The organism is Pseudovibrio sp. Tun.PSC04-5.I4, assembly GCF_900104145.1.
Lineage (GTDB): Bacteria > Pseudomonadota > Alphaproteobacteria > Rhizobiales > Stappiaceae > Pseudovibrio.
Map to the genome: position 1 here is coordinate 527867 of NZ_FNLB01000006.1, position 19947 is coordinate 547813.

At 50.7% G+C, this 19947-nt stretch carries 20 protein-coding genes; 6 read left to right on the forward strand and 14 right to left on the reverse strand.

The window, feature by feature from the left end:
• Positions 1-183 precede the first annotated feature (183 nt).
• The 3 genes from ribB (at position 184) to BLS62_RS07470 (ending at position 2987) form a co-directional block, all read left to right on the forward strand.
• Complete coding sequence (gene ribB, locus BLS62_RS07460) at positions 184-1503, forward strand: 3,4-dihydroxy-2-butanone-4-phosphate synthase (protein WP_093178857.1); 1320 nt, start codon at positions 184-186, stop codon at positions 1501-1503.
• Between the two features lie 41 nt (positions 1504-1544).
• Positions 1545-2090 carry a hypothetical protein gene (locus BLS62_RS07465; protein ID WP_093178860.1) on the forward strand — a complete coding sequence of 182 codons (546 nt, stop codon included), beginning with the start codon at positions 1545-1547 and terminating at the stop codon, positions 2088-2090.
• A 159-nt stretch (positions 2091-2249) separates the two neighbouring features.
• Entirely contained in the window at positions 2250-2987 is a 738-nt protein-coding gene (locus tag BLS62_RS07470; RefSeq protein WP_093178863.1) for a class I SAM-dependent methyltransferase, read from the forward strand.
• Between the two features lie 112 nt (positions 2988-3099).
• Here BLS62_RS07470 and BLS62_RS07475 read toward each other — a convergent pair whose 3' ends face one another.
• From BLS62_RS07475 to BLS62_RS07525, 12 genes are all read right to left on the reverse strand, one after another.
• Positions 3100-3390, reverse strand: a complete 291-nt coding sequence (locus BLS62_RS07475) for a DUF1330 domain-containing protein (RefSeq protein ID WP_093178867.1) — start codon at positions 3388-3390, stop codon at positions 3100-3102.
• Positions 3391-3761: 371 nt separating this feature from the next.
• Entirely contained in the window at positions 3762-5027 is a 1266-nt protein-coding gene (locus BLS62_RS07480; RefSeq protein WP_093178870.1) for a class I SAM-dependent RNA methyltransferase, read from the reverse strand.
• A gap of 82 nt (positions 5028-5109) precedes the next feature.
• A complete protein-coding gene (locus BLS62_RS07485; protein ID WP_093178873.1) occupies positions 5110-5844 on the reverse strand; it encodes a TlyA family RNA methyltransferase in 735 nt (244 codons plus the stop codon).
• Positions 5845-5885: 41 nt separating this feature from the next.
• Positions 5886-6032, reverse strand: coding sequence for a hypothetical protein (locus tag BLS62_RS31345; protein WP_200798484.1), 147 nt, complete (start codon positions 6030-6032; stop codon positions 5886-5888).
• A gap of 51 nt (positions 6033-6083) precedes the next feature.
• A complete protein-coding gene (locus BLS62_RS07490) occupies positions 6084-6686 on the reverse strand; it encodes an SCO family protein (RefSeq protein ID WP_093178876.1) in 603 nt (200 codons plus the stop codon).
• Between the two features lie 30 nt (positions 6687-6716).
• Positions 6717-7190, reverse strand: a complete 474-nt coding sequence (locus tag BLS62_RS07495) for a copper chaperone PCu(A)C (protein ID WP_208990733.1) — start codon at positions 7188-7190, stop codon at positions 6717-6719.
• Between the two features lie 88 nt (positions 7191-7278).
• Positions 7279-7692 carry a hypothetical protein gene (locus BLS62_RS07500; RefSeq protein ID WP_093178880.1) on the reverse strand — a complete coding sequence of 138 codons (414 nt, stop codon included), beginning with the start codon at positions 7690-7692 and terminating at the stop codon, positions 7279-7281.
• A gap of 51 nt (positions 7693-7743) precedes the next feature.
• Positions 7744-9117 (reverse strand): MFS transporter, encoded by a 1374-nt coding sequence (locus BLS62_RS07505; RefSeq protein WP_093178883.1) that lies wholly within the window; start codon positions 9115-9117, stop codon positions 7744-7746.
• A 128-nt stretch (positions 9118-9245) separates the two neighbouring features.
• Positions 9246-11147: a 1-deoxy-D-xylulose-5-phosphate synthase gene (dxs, locus tag BLS62_RS07510; protein WP_093178885.1), complete on the reverse strand. Its 1902-nt coding sequence runs from the start codon at positions 11145-11147 to the stop codon at positions 9246-9248.
• A 718-nt stretch (positions 11148-11865) separates the two neighbouring features.
• Positions 11866-12117 carry an exodeoxyribonuclease VII small subunit gene (locus BLS62_RS07515; RefSeq protein ID WP_093178888.1) on the reverse strand — a complete coding sequence of 84 codons (252 nt, stop codon included), beginning with the start codon at positions 12115-12117 and terminating at the stop codon, positions 11866-11868.
• A 38-nt stretch (positions 12118-12155) separates the two neighbouring features.
• Entirely contained in the window at positions 12156-13076 is a 921-nt protein-coding gene (locus tag BLS62_RS07520) for a histone deacetylase family protein (RefSeq protein WP_093188585.1), read from the reverse strand.
• A gap of 598 nt (positions 13077-13674) precedes the next feature.
• The gene (locus BLS62_RS07525; protein WP_093178891.1) at positions 13675-14664 is read right to left on the reverse strand and encodes an L-threonylcarbamoyladenylate synthase; all 990 of its coding nucleotides are present in this window, start codon (positions 14662-14664) and stop codon (positions 13675-13677) included.
• Between the two features lie 163 nt (positions 14665-14827).
• Here BLS62_RS07525 and BLS62_RS07530 point away from each other — a divergent pair, with 163 nt between their 5' ends.
• The 3 genes from BLS62_RS07530 to BLS62_RS07540 are packed head-to-tail and all read left to right on the forward strand — an operon-like array spanning position 14828 to position 18330.
• Positions 14828-16606: an acyl-CoA dehydrogenase gene (locus BLS62_RS07530; protein ID WP_093178894.1), complete on the forward strand. Its 1779-nt coding sequence runs from the start codon at positions 14828-14830 to the stop codon at positions 16604-16606.
• Between the two features lie 51 nt (positions 16607-16657).
• Positions 16658-17407, forward strand: coding sequence for a crotonase/enoyl-CoA hydratase family protein (locus tag BLS62_RS07535; RefSeq protein ID WP_208990734.1), 750 nt, complete (start codon positions 16658-16660; stop codon positions 17405-17407).
• Between the two features lie 56 nt (positions 17408-17463).
• Positions 17464-18330, forward strand: a complete 867-nt coding sequence (locus BLS62_RS07540) for an SDR family oxidoreductase (RefSeq protein WP_093178900.1) — start codon at positions 17464-17466, stop codon at positions 18328-18330.
• Positions 18331-18399: 69 nt separating this feature from the next.
• Here the strand turns inward: BLS62_RS07540 and BLS62_RS07545 are convergent, their stop codons facing one another.
• A complete protein-coding gene (locus BLS62_RS07545) occupies positions 18400-19374 on the reverse strand; it encodes a DnaJ C-terminal domain-containing protein (RefSeq protein WP_093178903.1) in 975 nt (324 codons plus the stop codon).
• A 170-nt stretch (positions 19375-19544) separates the two neighbouring features.
• The gene (locus tag BLS62_RS07550) at positions 19545-19931 is read right to left on the reverse strand and encodes an RT0821/Lpp0805 family surface protein (protein ID WP_208990735.1); all 387 of its coding nucleotides are present in this window, start codon (positions 19929-19931) and stop codon (positions 19545-19547) included.
• Between the last annotated feature and the right edge of the window lie 16 nt (positions 19932-19947).

Sequence of the window (19947 nt, forward strand, 5' to 3'; positions counted from 1 at the left end):
TAATTCATGTGCAGATCGCAGTAGTTCTCTAAGTGTTTGTTCACCTCAACTCTGCCTGTGAATACGACCTAGGTAGGAGGCGGTCTCTTTTTTTGAGGTTGCCTCTTGATTTTCACGGGTAAAAGAGCAATTTCAGTATCACTGAAAGTAGCAAATAAAATTTAAAGCCGAGGGGCGAGGAATATGCGCTTGACGAAATGGCTGGAAGAGACCGGAGAAAGCAGAAGTGCCTTTGCACGACGCGCCGGTCTGTCTCCTGCCTCTGTAACAGCACTGTGTAACGATCCAAGCGCTTGGATTTCTCGGGAGATGGCTCAAAAAATCGCTGAAGCGACGAGCCAGCAAGTCACACCCAACGATTTTCTCGGACTAAAAGAAAATAAGGAGTACGTCGTGTCTCAAACAAGAGTGGCCGAAGCCCTCCGTGCTTTTGAAAATGGCGAAATGGTTGTCGTCACCGATGATGATGATCGTGAAAACGAAGGCGATCTGATTGTCGCTGCCAGCATGATCAAGCCTGAGCAGATGGCATTCATCATTCGTCATACCTCAGGCATCGTATGTGCGCCTATGACCTTGGCAGAGGCAAAGCGTTTGCACCTTGCACCAATGGTTGCCAACAATGATGCACCTCTGGCAACGGCTTTTACTGTCTCAGTGGATTATGCACCGGGCCTGACCACAGGCATCTCTGCAGAACAGCGCTGTGCGACTGTGCGAGGCCTTGCGAACCCGAATGCGGGGGCAGCTGATTTCGTTCGCCCCGGTCACGTTTTCCCACTCGTGGCAAAAGAGGGCGGTGTACTCATGCGCTCCGGTCATACAGAGGCGGCTGTTGACCTGTGCAAACTGGCAGGCCTCCCGGAAGTGGGTGTGATCAGTGAGCTGGTCAACGATGACGGCACGGTTAAGCGTGGGGAACAGGTTGATTCCTTCGCCCGTGAGCATAATCTGAAGATGGTCTCTGTTGCTGATCTCATCGCTTGGCGTCAGCGTCACGAAAACCTTGTTCAGCGGGTTGATGAATACGACGTTCAAACGCCAGCCGGTAAGGCGCGCGCGATCGTGTATTCTACTCCATTCGACCATGTTGGCCACTTGGCGCTGGTTTACGGAGATATCCGCGATGGTCAGGATATTCCAGTCAGGCTGCATCTGGAAAACGTGCTTGATGATGTTTTTGGAGGGACCAAACCTCTTGAAGCGATCATGGAAGACTTTGCTAAACGCGGCCGGGGCATTATTGTGTACCTGCGTGAAGGCGCTGTTGGCGTAGCAAGCAAATCTGCCCGCCAGCGGGAAGGTTTGGATGCCGCTGAGCACGAACAGCACGTTTCTGCGCAAGGCCGGTCGGAGGATTGGCGCGAAGTTGGGCTTGGAGCGCAGATCCTGAAGGATCTGGGAGCAAACTCAATCCGCGTCATTGCATCCCGCGAGCGCCACTATGTTGGTCTTGAAGGTTTCGGCCTCAAGGTGGAAGCTACTGAAATACCGGCGGACTAAAAGGATTAGCCCCCGGCACGAATTTGAAAGTGGGCGGGGGCATGTCTAAGTTTGATCTTGATCCGTGGCAGGAAGAGCTGACAACAGCAGAGCCATTTGCTGTTGGATACAAAAAAGGCACAGGTGAGCCCGTCATCTACGGCAGCTTCCTTTTAGGAGCCGCGCTGCTGGGGACGGGCATCGTAACCGGCTCTCCTATCCCGGCACTAGCATCCCTTCCGGTCTTCCTGAGTGTCTACTGGCATTACCCCTACATCGACAAGCGCCCGCAGTTGGGTGCGAAGGAAGAGGGCCTTTATATTGAGCGCATCGGCTTTATTCGCTGGTCTGCGATCTCCGAGCTCTCCATTTATACCAGTGCGATCCGGTCCATGGAGTTTCGCCAACTGCGAATTCAACTGAATGCCCCGTTGAAAGAGTGCATCGCAAAACCAGCACAGCGTTCAATGATGCGCGCATTTATGAGAAAGAACTGGCGACTAAAAAAGGAACAGGTCAGCGCACCTGTCCTTGAAGTGGACCTGCATCATCTTGCGTGTGATCCTGAGAAACTTTTGGAAAGAACTAAGCAATTCTGTCGGAAATGATGATATTTATTTGCAACATGCGACAATAACCAATTTTGATTGAAGATAAACGCCTTCTAAATCTTCGTTTTGCCTGAAACTCGCCTATTCTGTTACAAGACCTTAACATTCTTAATCTAACTTTTATTGGGAAGGACAGGACCCGGAAGGCAAGTTACCATGCAGCTGAACAGATCTGAGTTGGAGAACAACACCTATAGCTTCACAAGCCTTGATAAGGATTGGGGGGCTGATGATGATTATCTATTCAGTTTTGCGTGCATGCCTGGCACAAACGTTTTGCAAATTGCCTGTGGAACCGGTGAACTTTCCTACGCCTTGCACAAGGAAGGTGTTGATGTGGTTGGATTGGACAGAAATCCGCAAAAGATCGCTCAAGCCAATAAGCGTTCAGATGCTGTGAACTGGTTAGAATCTGATGCTCGCACAGTCCGTCTCAATCAACGCTTTGATGCCATCATTATTACCGGCAATGCGTTTCAAGCCTTTCCCACCAATACAGACCAGATCCTTGTTCTCCAAACCATTTCAGCACATCTCAAATCAAATGGAAAATTCGCATTTGGAATGGAAAACCCGAAGGCGCGACCGTGGGAAAAATGGGGCCAGAAAAATAGTCCGCTGACAGTTCGTTCAGTAGATGGCAAGCGTGTCTCGCTCTGGCAGGACACGAACGGGCCGGATAAAAATGGTCTCGTATCTATGAAAACCCACTACAGCAGTGATGGAAAATATTGCTCAATGAGCAAAATCCGTCGCTTTGTGCATCGCGATCATATTCGTGATCTTCTGGAAGCCGTCGGATTAAGAGCTACAGCATCTTATGGTGACTGGTCAGCGACCGATCTGAATGATGCAGCGCCCTACATTATCGTCAGTGGCGGCCTAAACAACTAGAGCGTGCTTCAGAAAAGTGAATCCAGTTCCCAAGAGCCCAATTAAAGGCAAACGACTGCTGTTCCAGAGCTGAAGACGCAGGGCGCCCAACTCTGAAACGCATCAACCAAATTTACATGCCATCAATTATGGTCAGGCTGCATTTAGCTGCGCCGTGCCGGATTTTCGCCACCGGTGCGTATTCTGGGCATGCGAGGAACGACTTCGCTTTTTCCATGCTCGGAAACTCGATGATGACCAAACGATTAGGGGCCCAGAGATCATCTTCGATAATCTCCATATCACCACCACGGGCGCGATAAACACCGCCGTAGCTTTCTGCAATAGGACGCGCCAGAGCTTTATAGTCCTCATAGGTGGCAGGGTCTTCAATCTTGGTGTCGACAACAATATAAGCAACCATATTTATCTCCTAAAATGAGGAGGTAAACTACCAGACTTGAAGAAAACAGCAAATCAATGAGCCGATTTAGGCCGTGTATTTCTAGGGGGAATAGGGCCTTTGCCCTGCTGCTTTTCGAAATAGCGTGGACGTGTCCGGCGAATACCGTAAGGCCCTTGATCACTGAGACGACCATCTGCAAACGTTTTAGTCATTGTTGAGTATATGTGCGGGTCGTGAATCTTTAGTAACAGGCAGATGCAAACTCAGGGCAAATATCAAAGAAGAGACAAAGACGGCGAATTTTGGTTGCTTCGCCGCCATATCAAGAGCGTCGGTTCAAGCGTCTCGTGTTTTTCGCGAGACGCTTGAAGGCCAGAAAGAAATTAACGCTAAGAAGTGCGTTCCAAAAGGGCAACGACCTCTACATGCGGAGAGTAGAGGAACTGGTCAATCGGGACCACCCGCTTGATCTTGAAACCACCATCCAGCAGGGTACGCAAATCGCGAGCAAAACTGGCCGGGCTGCACGAAACCGCGACAATCTTCTTCACTGGTGATTTTGCAAGTTCTTGTGCCTGAGCCATAGCGCCGGCTCGTGGCGGATCAAACACAACGCCATCATAGCCCTTGCCAAAGTTGTCCAACTCCTTGGCAACGATCGGACGGCGGAACAAATCCCGGCGTTCTGAGGTGACTTTCTTGAGGCCTTTAGCGCCGCGCACAGCCTGATCAAAAGCTTTAACTGAGGAGGCCTCGCCTTCAACAGCATGCACATTGGTTTTTTGCGCAATCTTGAAGCTCAAAGTGCCCGCACCGCAGAACAGATCTGCAACGCGTTTACAGCCAGAAAGGCCCTCTTCGATCAACTCGCCCATAGTCTGTTCAGCGCTAAGAACGGCCTGAATAAACCCGCCAGCTGGAATTGGAACGGAAATGCCGCTCATATCCAGCAAGGGCTGGCGAATTTCAATAATCGTCTCACCATCAACGCTCAGGCGTGCCAGATCAATCGCAACAGCTTGCTGGGACAAATCGAAGTAATGCTTCTCTTTGTTCTTGCCCATACCATCGATTGCAAGGTCCAGCCCGTTCAAGGTGGTTGTAACTGTAAACTTCAGCTCATCTTTATGATTGAGAATTTGACCCGCCAGCTTACGAAGGCTCGGAACAGCTTTCATAATCTCAGGCGCAATCACAGGGCATTCTTCAATATCGACAAGCATGTTGGATTTGGCAGTGTGGTAGCCAAACAAAATCTTGTGGCCAGCTTTAACTGCGGCAAAAACAGCCCGGCGGCGGCTGCGGTTCTGGCACAATACAACATCATCAACGGGTGCTTCGATCGCGCGTGCGGCGAGTGCATCAATCACTTGCTGACGTTTGAAGGCCTTGTAAGACGCTTCACCCATATGTTGCAAGGAGCAGCCCCCGCAGGTGCCATAGTGCTTACAAATTGGGGCGATGCGCTGCTCGCTCGGCTCAAGGACTTCCTGCAATTCGCCTCGTTGGCCCAACACTTTGGCGCTAACAAGCTCGCCTTCAAGTGTATAGGGAACAAAGATCTGACCGGACTCGGTATCAGCAACGCCATCCCCTTTATGGGCAAGGCGTGAAATGCGGAGGGTTTCTATAGTGGCTTCGGGCTTCTTAGACATGGCACAGCGTTTACAGCCCTCCGCCAAGACATGCAATCCGTTTATCCAATTGGCAGCAGACACTCGTGGATTTGATAGAGAGTTAGCTCAGTTGCTTGCGGCAAGCCATAAGATATTCCGAATTGCCGTCACCCCCTTTGATAGGGGAGGATGTCACACCAATAACGGACCAGTTCGGTTGTTCATTCATCCAGTCTTGAAGCTCCTGCGCAATCTGCTCGGCAATACCTGGAGCAACAAGACCGCCCCTGCCGAGGCGATCCCGGCCAGCCTCGAACTGTGGCTTCACCAGAAAAACGCCCAGGGCTCCATCCTCTGCAAGCTCCAGCGCGGGTGGAAGCGCGAGTTTGAGGGAGATGAAACTCACATCAGATACAAGGAATTGAGGAACCTGACCTTCCAGATCATCCAGTGTCAACGCCCGTGCATTCAATCCATCCTTGCGGATAACACGGCGGTTTTTGGCGATCCTGGGTGCAAGCTGATCATGCCCCACATCAATCGCATGCACAACTTTTGCATGCTTCTCCAGCAATACCTGCGTAAAACCGCCAGTCGATGCTCCAATATCCAGACAGATCTTATCATCTGGTGAGAGGCTGAACTCTTCCAGTGCCTTGAGAAGTTTGAGAGCCGCGCGGGAGACGTAATGCACAGCGGGATCATCGATTGAGACTTTGTGCCCCTCCAGAACCTTCTGTGAAGGCTTCTTGGCAGGGGTGCCGTCGATAAAAACAGTATTTCGCAAAACTGCATCGCGCGCACGGGCACGTGTTTCAAAGTAACTGTGTTGAACAAGGAACTGATCAAGCCGCATAGATCACCTAAGCATTAGGAAGTGTGGTCAGGTTGCGGGCATCAAAGCCCGAAGCAACCAGCTAATGCATTTAACAGCTTGTCGGAGAAAAGCAAATTACCATAGCGCATCCAAAGGAATGCGGAGGCAGTGATCAGTAGACCACCAAGAACAGCCGTACCAGCATATAAAACTGCATGATCTTTCATAAGGTCTATCCAAAAAAGGGTGCCTGAAATCCCAGACACCCTAAACTTAACTTAGCTATCAAGCAACTTTCTGATTTTAGGAAGCGCTGTTTCCTCAGGTTCCTGATAGCTGATGGTTCCCACAAAATCCAAATCACCATTCAGCATGTAAACTGCTGCAGTGTGGTCCATGGTGTAATCACCGTCTTCAAGTGGAACTTTTCTCGCATATACGCGGTAGTCTTTAACGACTTTTTTCACTTGGTCGACAGAGCCAGTCAGTGGAATAAAGTGATCGCCGAATGCTGCCACGTAGTCCGCAATGACATCTGGAGTATCGCGTTCTGGGTCAACACTTACAAAAACAAAATTCAGATCGTCTGCCTTAGGACCCAATTTCTCAATCCACCCCGACATATCGGAAAGAGTTGTCGGGCATACGTCAGGACAGTAGGTGAAGCCGAAAAACATCAAAGTCGGTTTTCCGTTTAGGTTCTTGTCCGTAAAGATCTGCCCCTTGCCATCTACCAATTCAAATGGACCACCAATCTGGACAAGATTCCCTTGAGGGATGTCGTCCTGTGTCCATTTTGTTACTGTCACAGCGGAGACAGCAGCTACCAAAAGAGCAACCGCAGCCCAGGCTCCGTATCGAATTGTTTTTGCGACGTTCATTTTAATTTACCCGTGCACAGATAGCTTGAATTAGTGTTTCATTTTACCGGACTTGGCACCCAGTTTCATAACCGGGAAGGTAACTTCAACAGGACCGGCTTTTTCAAACTCAAGAGTCACCTTGAGGTCTTCGCCCATTTTGAAAGCCTGATTCAGGCCTAGGAACATCACATGGTAGCTGCCTGGCTTCAGCTCAAGGGTTTCGCCAGCAGGAATAACAACGCCGTCTTCCAACTTGCGCATCTTCATAACGCCGTCATTCATGGACATTTCATGAATTTCGGTGCGCTTAGCATAGCCAGAAACAGCACCAGTCAAGTGAGCATCCTCTGCACCATTGTTGGTGATGGTCACAAATGCGCCGCCGCCTTTTGCTTTAGGTGGTGTTGCACGTGTCCATGCGTCTTTGATGGTCAGATCACCATGCTGAATGCTATGGGCAAAGGATGCTGAACCGGAGAATGCAACGAGAGCAGCAGCAACGAAAAGAGCAGGTATTTTCATAGTTTTCATCCAAGAAATTACACCCTACCTCAAGTATGCGGGCAGGGGAGATCAGTCAAATCAGGTTTTAAGTAGGATTGGGGTAAAACTAGACGACTGGTGGGGCTCGGATGAGGAAATTTCGACCACGGAGGCTTTGTATATTTCCACGAACACTTTCAAGGGAGAGAGAACCAGCGACCACAAGGGTGGGATTTTGCCAGTTCTCAGGTTCGAACGATAAATACGTAGCCTGTTTGGACGTATGCGGGCACATGTACGTGCAATCGCAGCCTATTCCCAACGGATTTTGAGTGTGAGTAGAGCCTTCGATCTTTGCAATCTGCGAGCCGCCCGAAGGGGCGCAGAGTTGCATGAGGCTTGCAGCTGTAGGATCAGCTGATGCAGCGGAAAGGCTCAGGGCGAGCAGAAACACACGCGCCAGCATCGCAATGCTGGCGAGATAGACGAGTGGATACCGTTCCGCCCGTAAAATCCCAAGTGTATTCGTACGCTTGACCATAAGGTTCTTCTTAGTTGCAAAGGTCCAATGTGTCTACTGCTTACAGGATTGTTACTCAGTCTTATCCTGCTTCTCACTAATTATAAGCGGACTCTCTTCCTCATCATTGCGATTTGGCAAATCACCCACCTCTTCTGAGGCCATTCCTTCTACGGGCTCGTAGGCCGGGAACTCTTCAGGCGGAATAACGTACGGATCTTCCATATCTAGTGGATCCGGCGTTAAGACTGCGCCCATGTTGGACGTCGCACCGTATTCGAAATCTGTTTTTTCCAGATCTTCATCAGCAGGACGGATAAACAGACGGCTGACAACGAAGAGCGCCAGCGCCACCTCCACAATGGCGACCCAGGCAAATAGTCCGTTTGGTCCAATGCTGAACATCAACCCAGCAGCAAGGGTCGGGCCGATCATTGAGCCGATTCCATTCGACATCAAAACACCGGAAGATGTTTCAACGTAATCTTCAGGTTCCACATAATCGAAGGCGTGTGCCGCGACAATTGCATAGGTTGGCTGACTGGCCATTCCCAACACGATGAAGATACTGAACGTGGTCCAGAAATTTCCGGTTTCCAGCAAGAACATCAGGATGGCAGCAAGGGCCGCGCAAATACCCAAAAGGAGAATGATGAAACGCCGGTCAACGCGGTCTGACAGGCGGCCAATAGGCCACTGCGTAACCGCGCCGCCCAAAACAATGGCCGCCGCAAAATAGGCGGCCTCATTAATGCTGTAGCCAACTTGCGTGGCATATAGGGGAGCCAGTGCCCAAAGGGAACTGTTGGCAAGACCAATCAGCAAACAGCCAATCAACGCCACTGCAGATGTTTGGTAGAGCCGGACTGGCCTGAAACGCACCAGCGTAATTGGAGCGGGTTGCGCTGCATGGGTTAGGACAACAGGCACAACCGCCACACTCACAAAGATAGAGGCAATCGCGAAGGGAACGAATGTGGTGATCTCGAAGCCGACAACCATCAGCTGGCCGCTCATCGTCGCAGCAAGATAGCAAATAATGTAGAGTGACATCACAGTGCCGCGGTTGTCGTTGGTGGCGCGATCGTTCAGCCAGCTTTCTACTGTGAGGTTGATGCCGGCAAAACAAACCCCTGTAATCGCACGGAAAAGGGCCCATGCGATAGGGTCGATCATAATCGGGTGCAACAATGCAGCGCCCGACATGAGCGAAACCAAGGCGGCAAACGCCCGAATGTGCCCAGCTCGTAAAATGAGATAGGGCCCGAAGAAGCAGCCAATTACGAAACCGACATAAAAACTCGACGAAATGAGACCGATCTGGAGGTCACCAAACCCAGCCAAACCCGCTCTGAGGGGGATGATCGTCGAAGAAAGTCCGTGCCCGGCCAATAGCAGGACTGTGGACAGCATCAAGGACGCAAAGGTTGCAAGCAGCAGGATCATGCGCGTACCAGCCAACGAAGTAAAACTGGCCTCACACTACATATCATTTGCAAAAATAAAACAGGAGAAGCAGCGAAAGCTGCCCTTCCGGTAGTTTTTTGCGGAGTTATGAATACAACTGCGGAACGCTAAATAAGCCTTAACGGCAAATCCGTAGCTTTACCAATGGCCTCAAAAACTCGATGAACTATGCCATCTGCATCTAGCATAGCATTTTTGTACATCAACTCCGGTTTTGCATGATCTTGGAAAACGTCGGGTAAGATCATGCTGCGGATCTTAAGAGAGCCATCCAGCAATCCGTTGTCAGAAAGGAATTGCAGAACCTGACTGCCAAACCCGCCGATAGAGCCTTCCTCAACGGTAATAAGGACATCATGTTCCTTAGCCAGACGGCCAATCATGTCAGTATCCAAAGGCTTCGCAAAGCGGGCATCTGCAACCGTGGTCGAAAGGCCAGCGGCATCAAGAATATCAGCTGCTTTCAAAGCTTCCTGCAAGCGTCCACCGAAGGAGAGCAGGGCGATACGAGAGCCTTCTTTAACAATGCGGCCCTTGCCGATTTCGAGCGGAACGCCTTCTTCCGGTAGGTCGATGCCGATGCCTTCGCCGCGTGGGTAACGGAACGCAATCGGGCCTTCATCATAAGCCGCGGCGGTTGAAACCATATGCACCAGCTCAGCCTCATCACCCGGAGACATAACCACCATGCCCGGAAGGCAGGAGAGGAATGCGGTATCGAACGAGCCTGCATGTGTTGCGCCATCAGCACCAACAAGGCCAGCACGGTCAATCGGGAAACGGACTGGCAGCTTTTGGATCGCCACATCATGCACAACCTGATCGTATCCGCGCTGAAGGAACGTGGAATAGATCGCGCAAAATGGCTTGAAGCCTTCAGAGGCAAGTCCGGCAGAAAAAGTCACAGCGTGCTGCTCTGCAATGCCAACGTCAAACATGCGTGTAGGATGAACTTTCTCGAAGACATCAAGGCCTGTACCATCCGGCATAGCCGCAGTAATGCCGACGATCTTCTCATCCTTATTCGCTTCCGCAATCAGTGCATTGGCAAAGACGCGCGTGAATGCGGGTGCATTCGGCTTTGGCTTGGACTGTTCGCCTGTGACAACATCAAACTTGGCAACTGCATGATACTTGTTGCTGGCGTTTTCTGCTGGCAGGTAGCCTTTGCCCTTCTGTGTCACCACATGAACAAGGATCGGCCCCTCTTTTGCATCCCGAACGTTTTTCAACACAGGAAGCAGGTGGTCCAGATTGTGTCCATCTACCGGGCCAACATAGTAAAAGCCTAGCTCTTCAAACAGTGTGCCACCAGTAAAGAAACTGCGGGCAAATTCTTCTGCCTGCGCTGCTTTTTCCTGCAATGGTTTAGGAAGCGCACTGGCAACTTGCTTTGCTGCTTCTCTAAAGCCTTTGTAGGTCTTGCCGGAAACAAGGCGAGCCAGACTTGCTGAAAGCGCACCTACAGGTGGTGCAATGGACATATCGTTATCGTTGAGAATGACAATAAGCCGAGAATTCAACGCACCGGCGTTGTTCATAGCTTCATAAGCCATACCAGCAGACATCGCGCCATCGCCGATAACGGCAATTACGTTGTTGTCACCGCCAGCGAGATCGCGGGCTACAGCCATGCCAAGGCCTGCGGAAATTGATGTGGAGGAATGTCCGGCACCAAATGGGTCGTATTCGCTCTCGGTCCGTTTGGTGAAGCCGCTCAAGCCACCGCCTTGACGCAAGCTGCGGATTCGATCAGCACGGCCAGTGAGAATCTTGTGCGGATAACATTGGTGACCAACATCCCAGATCAGACGATCTTCAGGAGTGTTAAAAACGTGGTGAAGCGCGACAGTCAGTTCGACGACGCCGAGACCGGCTCCTAAATGCCCTCCCGTGACAGAAACAGCTTCCACCATCTCCTCTCGCAATTCTGCAGCAACTTGCTGAAGGCGGTCTTCAGGGACCTTTTTGAGATCAGACGGATTACGAATTTGATCAAGCAGGGACATCTGGGTCTTCTTAAGTCTATTGACTATGTGGCAGCTTTATACGGATCCATCCGAGTATGGCAAGTGAACCAAATTCGGACCAATGCGACGTTCTTCCGTAGTTGGTCACGATTATAGCAACGTTGCTCTAGGCGCAATTACCTGCCACCAATAATTAATTGTTTATGCTAAGGCCATTTGCCTAATGTAGAGCGCAAATCTTTTGTCATTAGGGGAAGAGGGCGTATTTTTTTTCATTTACGTGCATTAATTACTGTTTTGTCACCCCATGGGGTGATGCAATCTGCGACGAAACGTCCTATGTCGAGTGTGTGGTCGATGGGGCCACGTGCACAGTGATCGACTTGGGACTACGGTTTTCGTAGTCCCCTTTTTTTTGTCTAATCCAATATCATTGGATGAGTGAAGAATATTTTCTGATTTAAACTAGACCACGTAACCAGTAATACGATTAACCAGCGCGTTTGTAGTCTCTGTCACCAAAGTATATTCAGTGAAATATCTCAGCTTAAGTATTATGTGTCGGAGAACTTATTTTCGGCGACAGGAAACACTGGTTGTTCTATCCAAGAGATTGCTACTGGCATAACTTAGCAGGCTAAGAAATTAGAGATCACGAATTGTTTATTTTGGAAGTAGAACAGTGCTGTTCGCAAAGCCGAGCCCAAAACCCCGCAAAGTGCGGGGTCTGTTGAAAAATATCGAATGCTGAACAGCGTTAGTCGCCTAATGGTTCGGTCGCAACCGCAGCACCAGCGGAATTCATTTGGATTTTTTCTACTTTTTCTTCGGCTGCTTTGAGCAAGCCATCACATTTTTCACGCAATGCTTCACCGCGAGAGTAGAGTTCAATGCTCTTCTCTAACGGAACGTTACCTTGCTCCAGATTTCGAACAATGGTTTCCAGCTCAGCGAGGGCCTGCTCAAAGGATAAGGTTTCAATGGAACCGGTTGCTTCTTCTGTCACCAAAACGTCCTCATTCGATTGGGAGCAACAACACTCCCCGATTAGTAATCCATCAATGTCATTACATGAGCCGCCGCTGATCGCGCAAGACCTTCCAGATCATACCCACCTTCTAATAGGGAAACAACACGGCCTTCACAGCAACCATCAGCAATCTCAATGAGCTTACTGGTCGCCCAGGCAAAATCCAGTTCCGTCAAACGAAGACCGCCCAACGGATCGCGTTCATGAGCATCAAACCCGGCTGAAATAATGATCAGATCGGGCGAGAAAGCGCGAATACGCGGCAAAATAACATAATCCAGAGCCTCTCTGAATTGGGTACCATCATCGCCTGCACTCAGCGGCGCGTTGACAATAGTGTTATGTTCACCGGTCTCATTCATCGCGCCAGTACCGGGAAAAAGGGGCATCTGGTGCGTGGATGTGTACATCACAGTTGGATCGTTCCAGAATATTTCCTGTGTACCATTGCCGTGGTGGACGTCGAAATCCATAATCGCGACGCGCTCAACACCATAAACATCCTGCGCATAGCGGGCAGCGATTGCAGCGTTGTTGAAGAGACAAAAGCCCGAGGTTACAGCTGTCTCAGCATGGTGTCCGGGGGGGCGACATGCTGCAAAGGCGTTGGAAACCCGTTTGCCCATCACCTCATCAACGCAGCGCGTGGCCCCGCCAACCGCGCGCATGGCAGCTTCCCAACTGCCCGGCGAAAGGTTCGTGTCCAGCGCAAACTCGACCAGACCTTCCTCAGGATTCATGTTGTGGATGGAATTGATGTAATCAGAGCTGTGCACACGAGCAATATCCAGAAACGTACCAAATGGTGCAATGTCACGATCAAGCATAAAGAAACGCTCGTTCTCCAACATGCGATCAATCGCCCGCAAACGGTCAGGCCGTTCTGGATGGCCTAGAGGGGTCAAATGATTTAAAAAAGCCTGATGGTGCAGCAGCAATGTACTCAAAATATTATACCCGTAAATGATGAAGCTGGCACATGACAGGCCGCCAAATAGGCGGAAATATGCGTCAAACTTCAACCCAATGAGAAACAGGGCGAAACTAACCATAGGACTCCACAATGGAGAGCGGTCTGTCAATCGTTCAACCGGTGAGTTTGCCTTGGCAATTGGGATTAGGCAGGGATCTGGAATACGAAACCAGGCCTTTAAGAACTGAGAAAAATCACCATGTGTCCGGACAAGAAAAATCCGGAGTGCGCGACTAGCGCGCTACCCCGGATAAAGGTGCGAGCAAACTATGTTGCTCGGGGGGAGGTCCGCTGCATCTCTATGAAATACATGAGTGTTATACTGAGCTAATGCGTTAAGTTTGCACGCATATTTTTCGCCGAACCCTTAGATTAGTATTGGGTAAAACGCGGCGCTATGCTGCTCTAACTTCAAGGTGTTGCATAAATACAATAAATACTTGAATAAACCCAAAGTATTCAGGGGGAGTTATCCTGTGTTCTGAAATGGTTGTTTCAAGATATTCGAGATGACTTATGATTATTCTTTGAAGTTAGGCGGCTAAACTTCAAGAAATAGCTGTTTAGCCTCGCGGTGCTGCTGCTCTTTCAAGCCGATCATTGATGGCTTCACCAAGTCCATGAAAAGGAATTGGCATGACTGCAATTTTACCGTCTACGCCCAAATCTGCTTCACGTAATGCCGTAAACAGGCGTGCTGCAGCCTCTGTCAAGTCTCCTGATTCGCTCAAATGCACCAATCGGGAAGCTTGATCTGACCCTTCAGGCAGGGTGCTGCCAAAGGTAATGAGGGATTCCCCTGCATCCACACTTTGTGCATTCAGGCGAATATGAGAGTTTGGTGCATAGTGAGAGGTCAGCATACCCGGAGCTGGTGGGGCGCTGTCATCAGTTCCAGCGCGAGCCAAAGGTTCACCGAGAACCGCTTCAATTGCTTCGCGGGAAAGTCCGCCGGGTCGAAGCAGCGTAGGGCGCTCACCCAAAAGAGAAATAATGGTTGATTCAACGCCAACCGGTGTCGCACCCGAGTCGATGATATATGACAAGTGAACTTTAAGATCGTTGATAACATCATCTGCCGTTGTACCGCTGATACGACCAGACAAATTGGCAGAGGGCGCGGCAAGAGGCAGTCCTGTTGCCCTGCAAAGCGCCTGCATAACTTGGGAACGTGGTACGCGCAAAGCGATGCTCTCAAGACCTGCGGTAGCCAGATCAGAGACTGGGCTGGTTACGCGCTTAGGCAACACAAGAGTGAGTGGCCCGGGCCAGAAGGCGTTTGCAAGCTTCAAAGCTCTGTCATCAAATAAAGCGTGGATTTGTGCGGCTTCTAAGCAATCCACATGCGAGATTAGCGGGTTGAAGCTTGGACGTCCCTTGGCCTCATATATGCTGGCACAGGCTGTGCCGCTGGTTGCATTCGCTGCAAGCCCATAAACTGTCTCGGTCGGTATGGCGACGAGCTTGCCATCACGCAGTGCATTGCAAATCTCTTGAAAAATTTGCATGTCTTCTAACTGCGTCTCTGATGGGTCCAGCCTCCAGCGTTTCATACCTTTTCTTTCTTTATAAGACGAATGTAGGGACCTACCTGCCTTTAAGGGATGCTTGACGTATAGGTTAATCGCACTACTGTCCCCAACAGGCAAATATCTGTAGCGGCGTTTTGATGGCCAAAAGCCATTTCGTCAAGCTGCTAGAGGGGAGGAAGACAAAATGTATCGTGCACCGCTAAGCGAAATTGCATTTACACTGAAAGAAGTGGCTGGTTTGGGACAGCTGCAGGCGCAGCCCGGACAGGAGGAGCTCTCAGATGATCTGGTTGAAGCTATCCTTGGAGAAGCTGCGCGTTTCGCCCAAGAGGAAATCGCGCCACTCAACCGTGTTGGGGATGAAAACCCTGCTCAGTTGATCAATGGCAGTGTAAAAACCTCGCCGGGCTGGAAAGAAGCATACACAAGCTGGCGTTTAGGTGGCTGGAATGCACTGACAGGCAACCCGGAATATGGCGGGCAGGGCCTGCCAAATATGCTGCATGTGGCCGTATTTGAAATGTGGAACTCCGGTTCTATGGCTTTCACATTGTGCCCAACACTCACCATTGGGGCCGTAGAGGCCATCGATAAACACGGCGCGCCGGAGCTCAAAGCCAAGTACCTTGAAAAACTCACCAGCGGTGAGTGGACTGGCACCATGAATCTGACAGAGCCACAGGCTGGTTCTGACCTGAATGCACTGCGCGCCAAAGCCGTGCCACAAGCTGATGGCTCCTATAAAATTTCCGGTCAGAAGATCTTCATCACCTATGGCGATCATGACATGACGGAGAACGTGATCCATTTGGTGCTGGCGCGTTTGCCGGATGCGCCAGCTGGAACACGAGGTATCTCTTTGTTCGCGGTGCCGAAGTATTTTGTCAATGAGGATGGAAGCCTTGGTGATCTGAATGACGTGACAGTCGCAGGTGTAGAGCACAAACTCGGCATCCACGCTTCTCCAACCTGTACCATGTCATATGGTGACAATGGCGGCGCTATCGGCTGGGTGATTGGTGAAGAGAACAAGGGCTTGGCCTGTATGTTCACCATGATGAACAACGCCCGTCTCGCTGTGGGTGTGCAGGGCCTTGGAATTGCAGAACGCGCTTTTCAGGAAGCACTGGCGTATGCATTGGATCGCAAGCAAGGCCGCGGCGTTGGGTCGAAAACCGATGGTATGGACCCAATCGCGGTTCACCCGGATATCAAGCGCACATTGCTCTCCATGAAGTCACAGACACAAGTCGCCCGTGCGATTTGTTATGCCTGTGCCCATGCGCTTGATATGTCCAAAATGGTTGAGGATGCAGAGCAGAAGAAGTTCTGGACGGAACGCGCTGGTCTCCTCACACCAATCGCCAAAGCACTGTCTACAGATATCGGCGTCGACGTTGCGTCGCTTGGGGTGCAGGTCCACGGCGGTATGGGCTTCATCGAGGAAACTGGTGCCGCTCAGCATCTGCGTGATGCGCGCATTGCGCCAATTTATGAGGGCACCAACGCCATCCAGTCCATCGATCTTGTTATGCGTAAGCTGCCAATGTCCGGTGGAGATCAGATCCGCAGCCTGATTGCGGAGATCAGAGCAATCGCCGTGGAGGTGAACGCTGATAACACCGGAAAACTAGGGGACTTGGGTCCAAAGCTAGATGCTGCCATTGTGGATCTGGAAACAGCAACTGAATGGATGCTGGCAGCGCAGGCCGACGGCAAGGTCTCCGAGGCGCTCGCCGGTGCAACACCATATCTGCGTCTGGCTGGCATCACTCTTGGTGCAGGTCTGCTCGCGAAAGGCGCATTGGCGTCCAAAAGCGAGACGGAAGCACTGAAGAAGCCGCGTTATCTGATGGCCCGCAGCTTTGCTGAGACCGTGCTTGGCGAAAGCGCACCGCTCAAAGATGATGTTACCCGCGCAGCAGAAGCTATTCTGGCGTTCGATGCTGCTGAACTTGCTTGAAACAAATGAGACGAAGTGGGGTGAGGCAAAACGTGCTTCACCCATTTAGTTTTGGAGAAATATATGATCAGCATTGAGCGCGATGGCGCAGTCCAGATCATCCGTATGGATCGCGTAGAAAAGAAGAATGCACTCACCCAAGCCATGTACATGGACATGGCCGAAGCCCTGAAGTCGGAGGATGAAAGCATTCGCTGTCATGTGATGCTTGGGCGTCCCGGTGTGTTTACGGCAGGCAATGACATTGCAGATTTTCTGAAGGCAGCTATGTCGGGCGAAGGCTTGGAAGCTGGCGGCGTAGGCAAGTTCCTTGGCGCACTGCATCAGCCATCCAAGCCAGTCATTGCAGGTGTAGATGGCCCGGCAATCGGTGTTGGAACAACCATGTTGCTTCATTTTGATATGGTGTTTGCTACGGAAAATGCTTTGTTCAAGACGCCTTTCACTGATCTGGGCATCATCCCGGAGGCTGGTTCTACACTGATCGGTCCGCAGATCATGGGGTATCACAAGGCCTTCGAAATGCTTGCACTTGGTGAGAGCTTCACTGCTGAAATGGCCCGGGAAGCTGGCTTCGTCAATCACGTGGTTAAGCCGGAAGAGCTGGAAGAGCGTGTGATGGCGATCGCTCAAAAAGTGGCCTCCAAACCACAAAATGCTTTACGCATCTCTCGCGAACTTTTGCGCGGAAAGCGCGAGCCGCTTAATGAGCGTATCTTTGAAGAAATCGCAATGTTTGCAGAACTTCTCAAATCTGATGAAGCGCGGGAAGCCTTCATGAAGTTCATGAGTAAAGCCTAAGCGGCAACTGTGCGGAGGACCTCTCCGCACATCATTTTGGGATCATTGGGGGAAGCATGGAAAGTTTGAAGGGTAAAACACTGTTCATCACGGGGGCCTCTCGTGGGATTGGTCTGGCAATTGGCAAACGCGCTGCTCGCGACGGTGCCAATATTGTTATTGCCGCAAAAACGGCAGAGCCCCACCCAAAACTGGAAGGTACCATCTACACCGCAGCCAAAGAGATAGAAGAGGCTGGTGGGCAGGCCCTGCCTTTGGTGGTTGACGTGCGCGATGAAGAAAGCGTAGCAAACGCCATGAAAGCCGCCGCTGAGAAGTTTGGCGGCATAGATATCGTGGTCAACAACGCCAGTGCGATCAACCTTAGCCCAGTTCAGAAGATTGATATGAAGCGGTTTGATCTCATGCATCAGATCAACACTCGTGGCACCCTTTTATGCTCCAAGCTCGCTATCCCGTATCTTAAGGAAGCCGAGAATCCGCACGTTCTGATGCTCTCCCCGCCATTGGATATGCAGGAGAAGTGGTTCAAGAACCATACACCGTACTCAATTGCAAAATACGGTATGAGTCTCGTGGTCCTTGGCTTGGCAGGAGAATTGCGGTCTAAGAAAATTGCAGTGAATGCACTCTGGCCGCGAACCACAATTGCTACTGCTGCAGTGAAGAACCTGCTGGGCGGTGATATGATGATCCAAGCAAGCCGCACACCGGATATTCTGGCAGACGCAGCGCACCTGATCTTCACAAAGCCGTCTGGAGAGACAACCGGTAACTTCTTTATCGACGACACGCTTTTGGCAGAAAACGGCGTGAGTGACTTCGGCAAGTACCGCGTGGACCCAACAGTGGATCTTGCTCCGGATTTCTTTGTCCCTGAGGACAGTGTGCCACCAGTAAGCTTGAAAGCTGTTGAGGCATAGGCAACAAAAAAGGCGGGGTAACCAACCCGCCTTTGCTTTATCTGGATGGAGTTTTAAGAGCTGATTGCCTTAATCAAACTCTGACCCGCGAGCTGTGTAAGGCTTTACTTCTTTCCACGCTCTCATAAGGTTCGCCAGTTCTTGATCAGTTTGCTCTGGCAACACAATCTCAAGGCCCACAAGAAGGTCACCATGGCCGCCTTCTTTTTTAGGAAGGCCTTTGCCTTTGAGACGCATGGTTTTGCCGCTGCTGGTGTTCTCTGGAATTGTCAGGTTAACAGCACCACTAAGGGTCGGAATGCGCACTTTGCCGCCAAGCACTGCTTCATAAAGGGTAAGCGGTACATCCACACGGATATCAGAACCATTCACCTTGAACAGCTTGTGGGTAGAAATCCGCATTTCAACCAAGGCATCACCAGCCTGACCGCTTTTTGCTGATCCAAAACCTTGACCCTTCAGGCGAATTTTGTCGCCATCCTGAGTTCCAGCAGGAATCTTCACATTCACAGTCTTACCGCTTGGAAGCTTGACTTGCACTTTACCGTGGTGGGTCAGGTCCTCAAGTGTAACGCGAGCCATAATATTTGCATCGGCGCCTTTTGTCGGCCCGGCATGGAAATTGGATTCCCCGGTGCTGCGACGCTTGCCGCCACCAAAGCCACCTAGAATATCGTTTAGAATATCGTCAAACCCGCCAGCATCCTGTTGCCCACCGTGAGAACCCTGCTCGAACTTGAAGCCGCCAGGGCCGCCGCGATGTCCCGCATTGCGGAAACCGGAAAAGCCGCCATCACCGCCAGGTCCGCCGTAAAACTTTGGCTTACCTTCGCCGTCGATTTCACCGCGATCGAACTGTGCTCGTTTTTCCTTGTCGCCAATGATCTCATAGGCTTGGTTCGCTTCTGAAAAGCGCTCCTTCGCCTTGGGGTCATCCGTATTCTGGTCTGGATGATACTTCTTGGCTAGCGTCCGAAAAGCGCTCTTGATCTCCGCTTCGCTGGCATTTTTGCTTATACCAAGAATAGAATAAGGATCTCTCATCATCGTCCATCAAATAGAAAAAGGGGCAGTTTACAATTCACCCAATACATAAACACGCAAACGGATACGTGCAAGCTGCGCGAGCGGAACTTAGCTAATCAGAGGTGAGTATTTCAGTACTTTTGATCATGACTGAGTGATTTCAGTTGTGTGCACTGTGACAGGAGGCGTTATTGAGCTGCTATTTGCTCTGCCTGAAAAGGGGCCAGTTGGATGATTTTCATCTTTTGATGAACATCTGGGCAACTTCTGCCTTGGTAGGCCCGAACACCGCCAACCGTATTGGCACTTGTTACAAAATCAGTGCAGCCTGCAATGCTGCCTGTTTTGTCAACAGAAAGGAGCGATGTGATTGTGCCGCTGTTGCCACTGATCGGGTTTATCCACGCCATTGGTGCAAAACCACTAGGTGTTGTTGCGTTATCAGTGAGTGCAGCTTCAATGGTATTTGTAATGATCGTTCTGTCGGTACGGTGGATTTCGCTCTCCGCGACCTTTTGCTTGGTATCAACTGCCTCGGTTAGATTGAGGGGATCTTGATACTGATCATTATTCACGGATATTGACATTTGA

Bases quoted from the DNA above. Each gene is read 5' to 3' on its own strand.
- ribB (WP_093178857.1), top strand. From the start codon at position 184: ATGCGCTTGACGAAATGGCTGGAAGAGACCGGAGAAAGCAGAAGTGCC.
- BLS62_RS07465 (WP_093178860.1), top strand. From the start codon at position 1,545: ATGTCTAAGTTTGATCTTGATCCGTGGCAGGAAGAGCTGACAACAGCA.
- BLS62_RS07470 (WP_093178863.1), top strand. From the start codon at position 2,250: ATGCAGCTGAACAGATCTGAGTTGGAGAACAACACCTATAGCTTCACA.
- BLS62_RS07475 (WP_093178867.1), bottom strand. From the start codon at position 3,390: ATGGTTGCTTATATTGTTGTCGACACCAAGATTGAAGACCCTGCCACC.
- BLS62_RS07480 (WP_093178870.1), bottom strand. From the start codon at position 5,027: ATGTCTAAGAAGCCCGAAGCCACTATAGAAACCCTCCGCATTTCACGC.
- BLS62_RS07485 (WP_093178873.1), bottom strand. From the start codon at position 5,844: ATGCGGCTTGATCAGTTCCTTGTTCAACACAGTTACTTTGAAACACGT.
- BLS62_RS31345 (WP_200798484.1), bottom strand. From the start codon at position 6,032: ATGAAAGATCATGCAGTTTTATATGCTGGTACGGCTGTTCTTGGTGGT.
- BLS62_RS07490 (WP_093178876.1), bottom strand. From the start codon at position 6,686: ATGAACGTCGCAAAAACAATTCGATACGGAGCCTGGGCTGCGGTTGCT.
- BLS62_RS07495 (WP_208990733.1), bottom strand. From the start codon at position 7,190: ATGAAAATACCTGCTCTTTTCGTTGCTGCTGCTCTCGTTGCATTCTCC.
- BLS62_RS07500 (WP_093178880.1), bottom strand. From the start codon at position 7,692: ATGGTCAAGCGTACGAATACACTTGGGATTTTACGGGCGGAACGGTAT.
- BLS62_RS07505 (WP_093178883.1), bottom strand. From the start codon at position 9,117: ATGATCCTGCTGCTTGCAACCTTTGCGTCCTTGATGCTGTCCACAGTC.
- dxs (WP_093178885.1), bottom strand. From the start codon at position 11,147: ATGTCCCTGCTTGATCAAATTCGTAATCCGTCTGATCTCAAAAAGGTC.
- BLS62_RS07525 (WP_093178891.1), bottom strand. From the start codon at position 14,664: ATGAAACGCTGGAGGCTGGACCCATCAGAGACGCAGTTAGAAGACATG.
- BLS62_RS07530 (WP_093178894.1), top strand. From the start codon at position 14,828: ATGTATCGTGCACCGCTAAGCGAAATTGCATTTACACTGAAAGAAGTG.
- BLS62_RS07540 (WP_093178900.1), top strand. From the start codon at position 17,464: ATGGAAAGTTTGAAGGGTAAAACACTGTTCATCACGGGGGCCTCTCGT.
- BLS62_RS07545 (WP_093178903.1), bottom strand. From the start codon at position 19,374: ATGAGAGATCCTTATTCTATTCTTGGTATAAGCAAAAATGCCAGCGAA.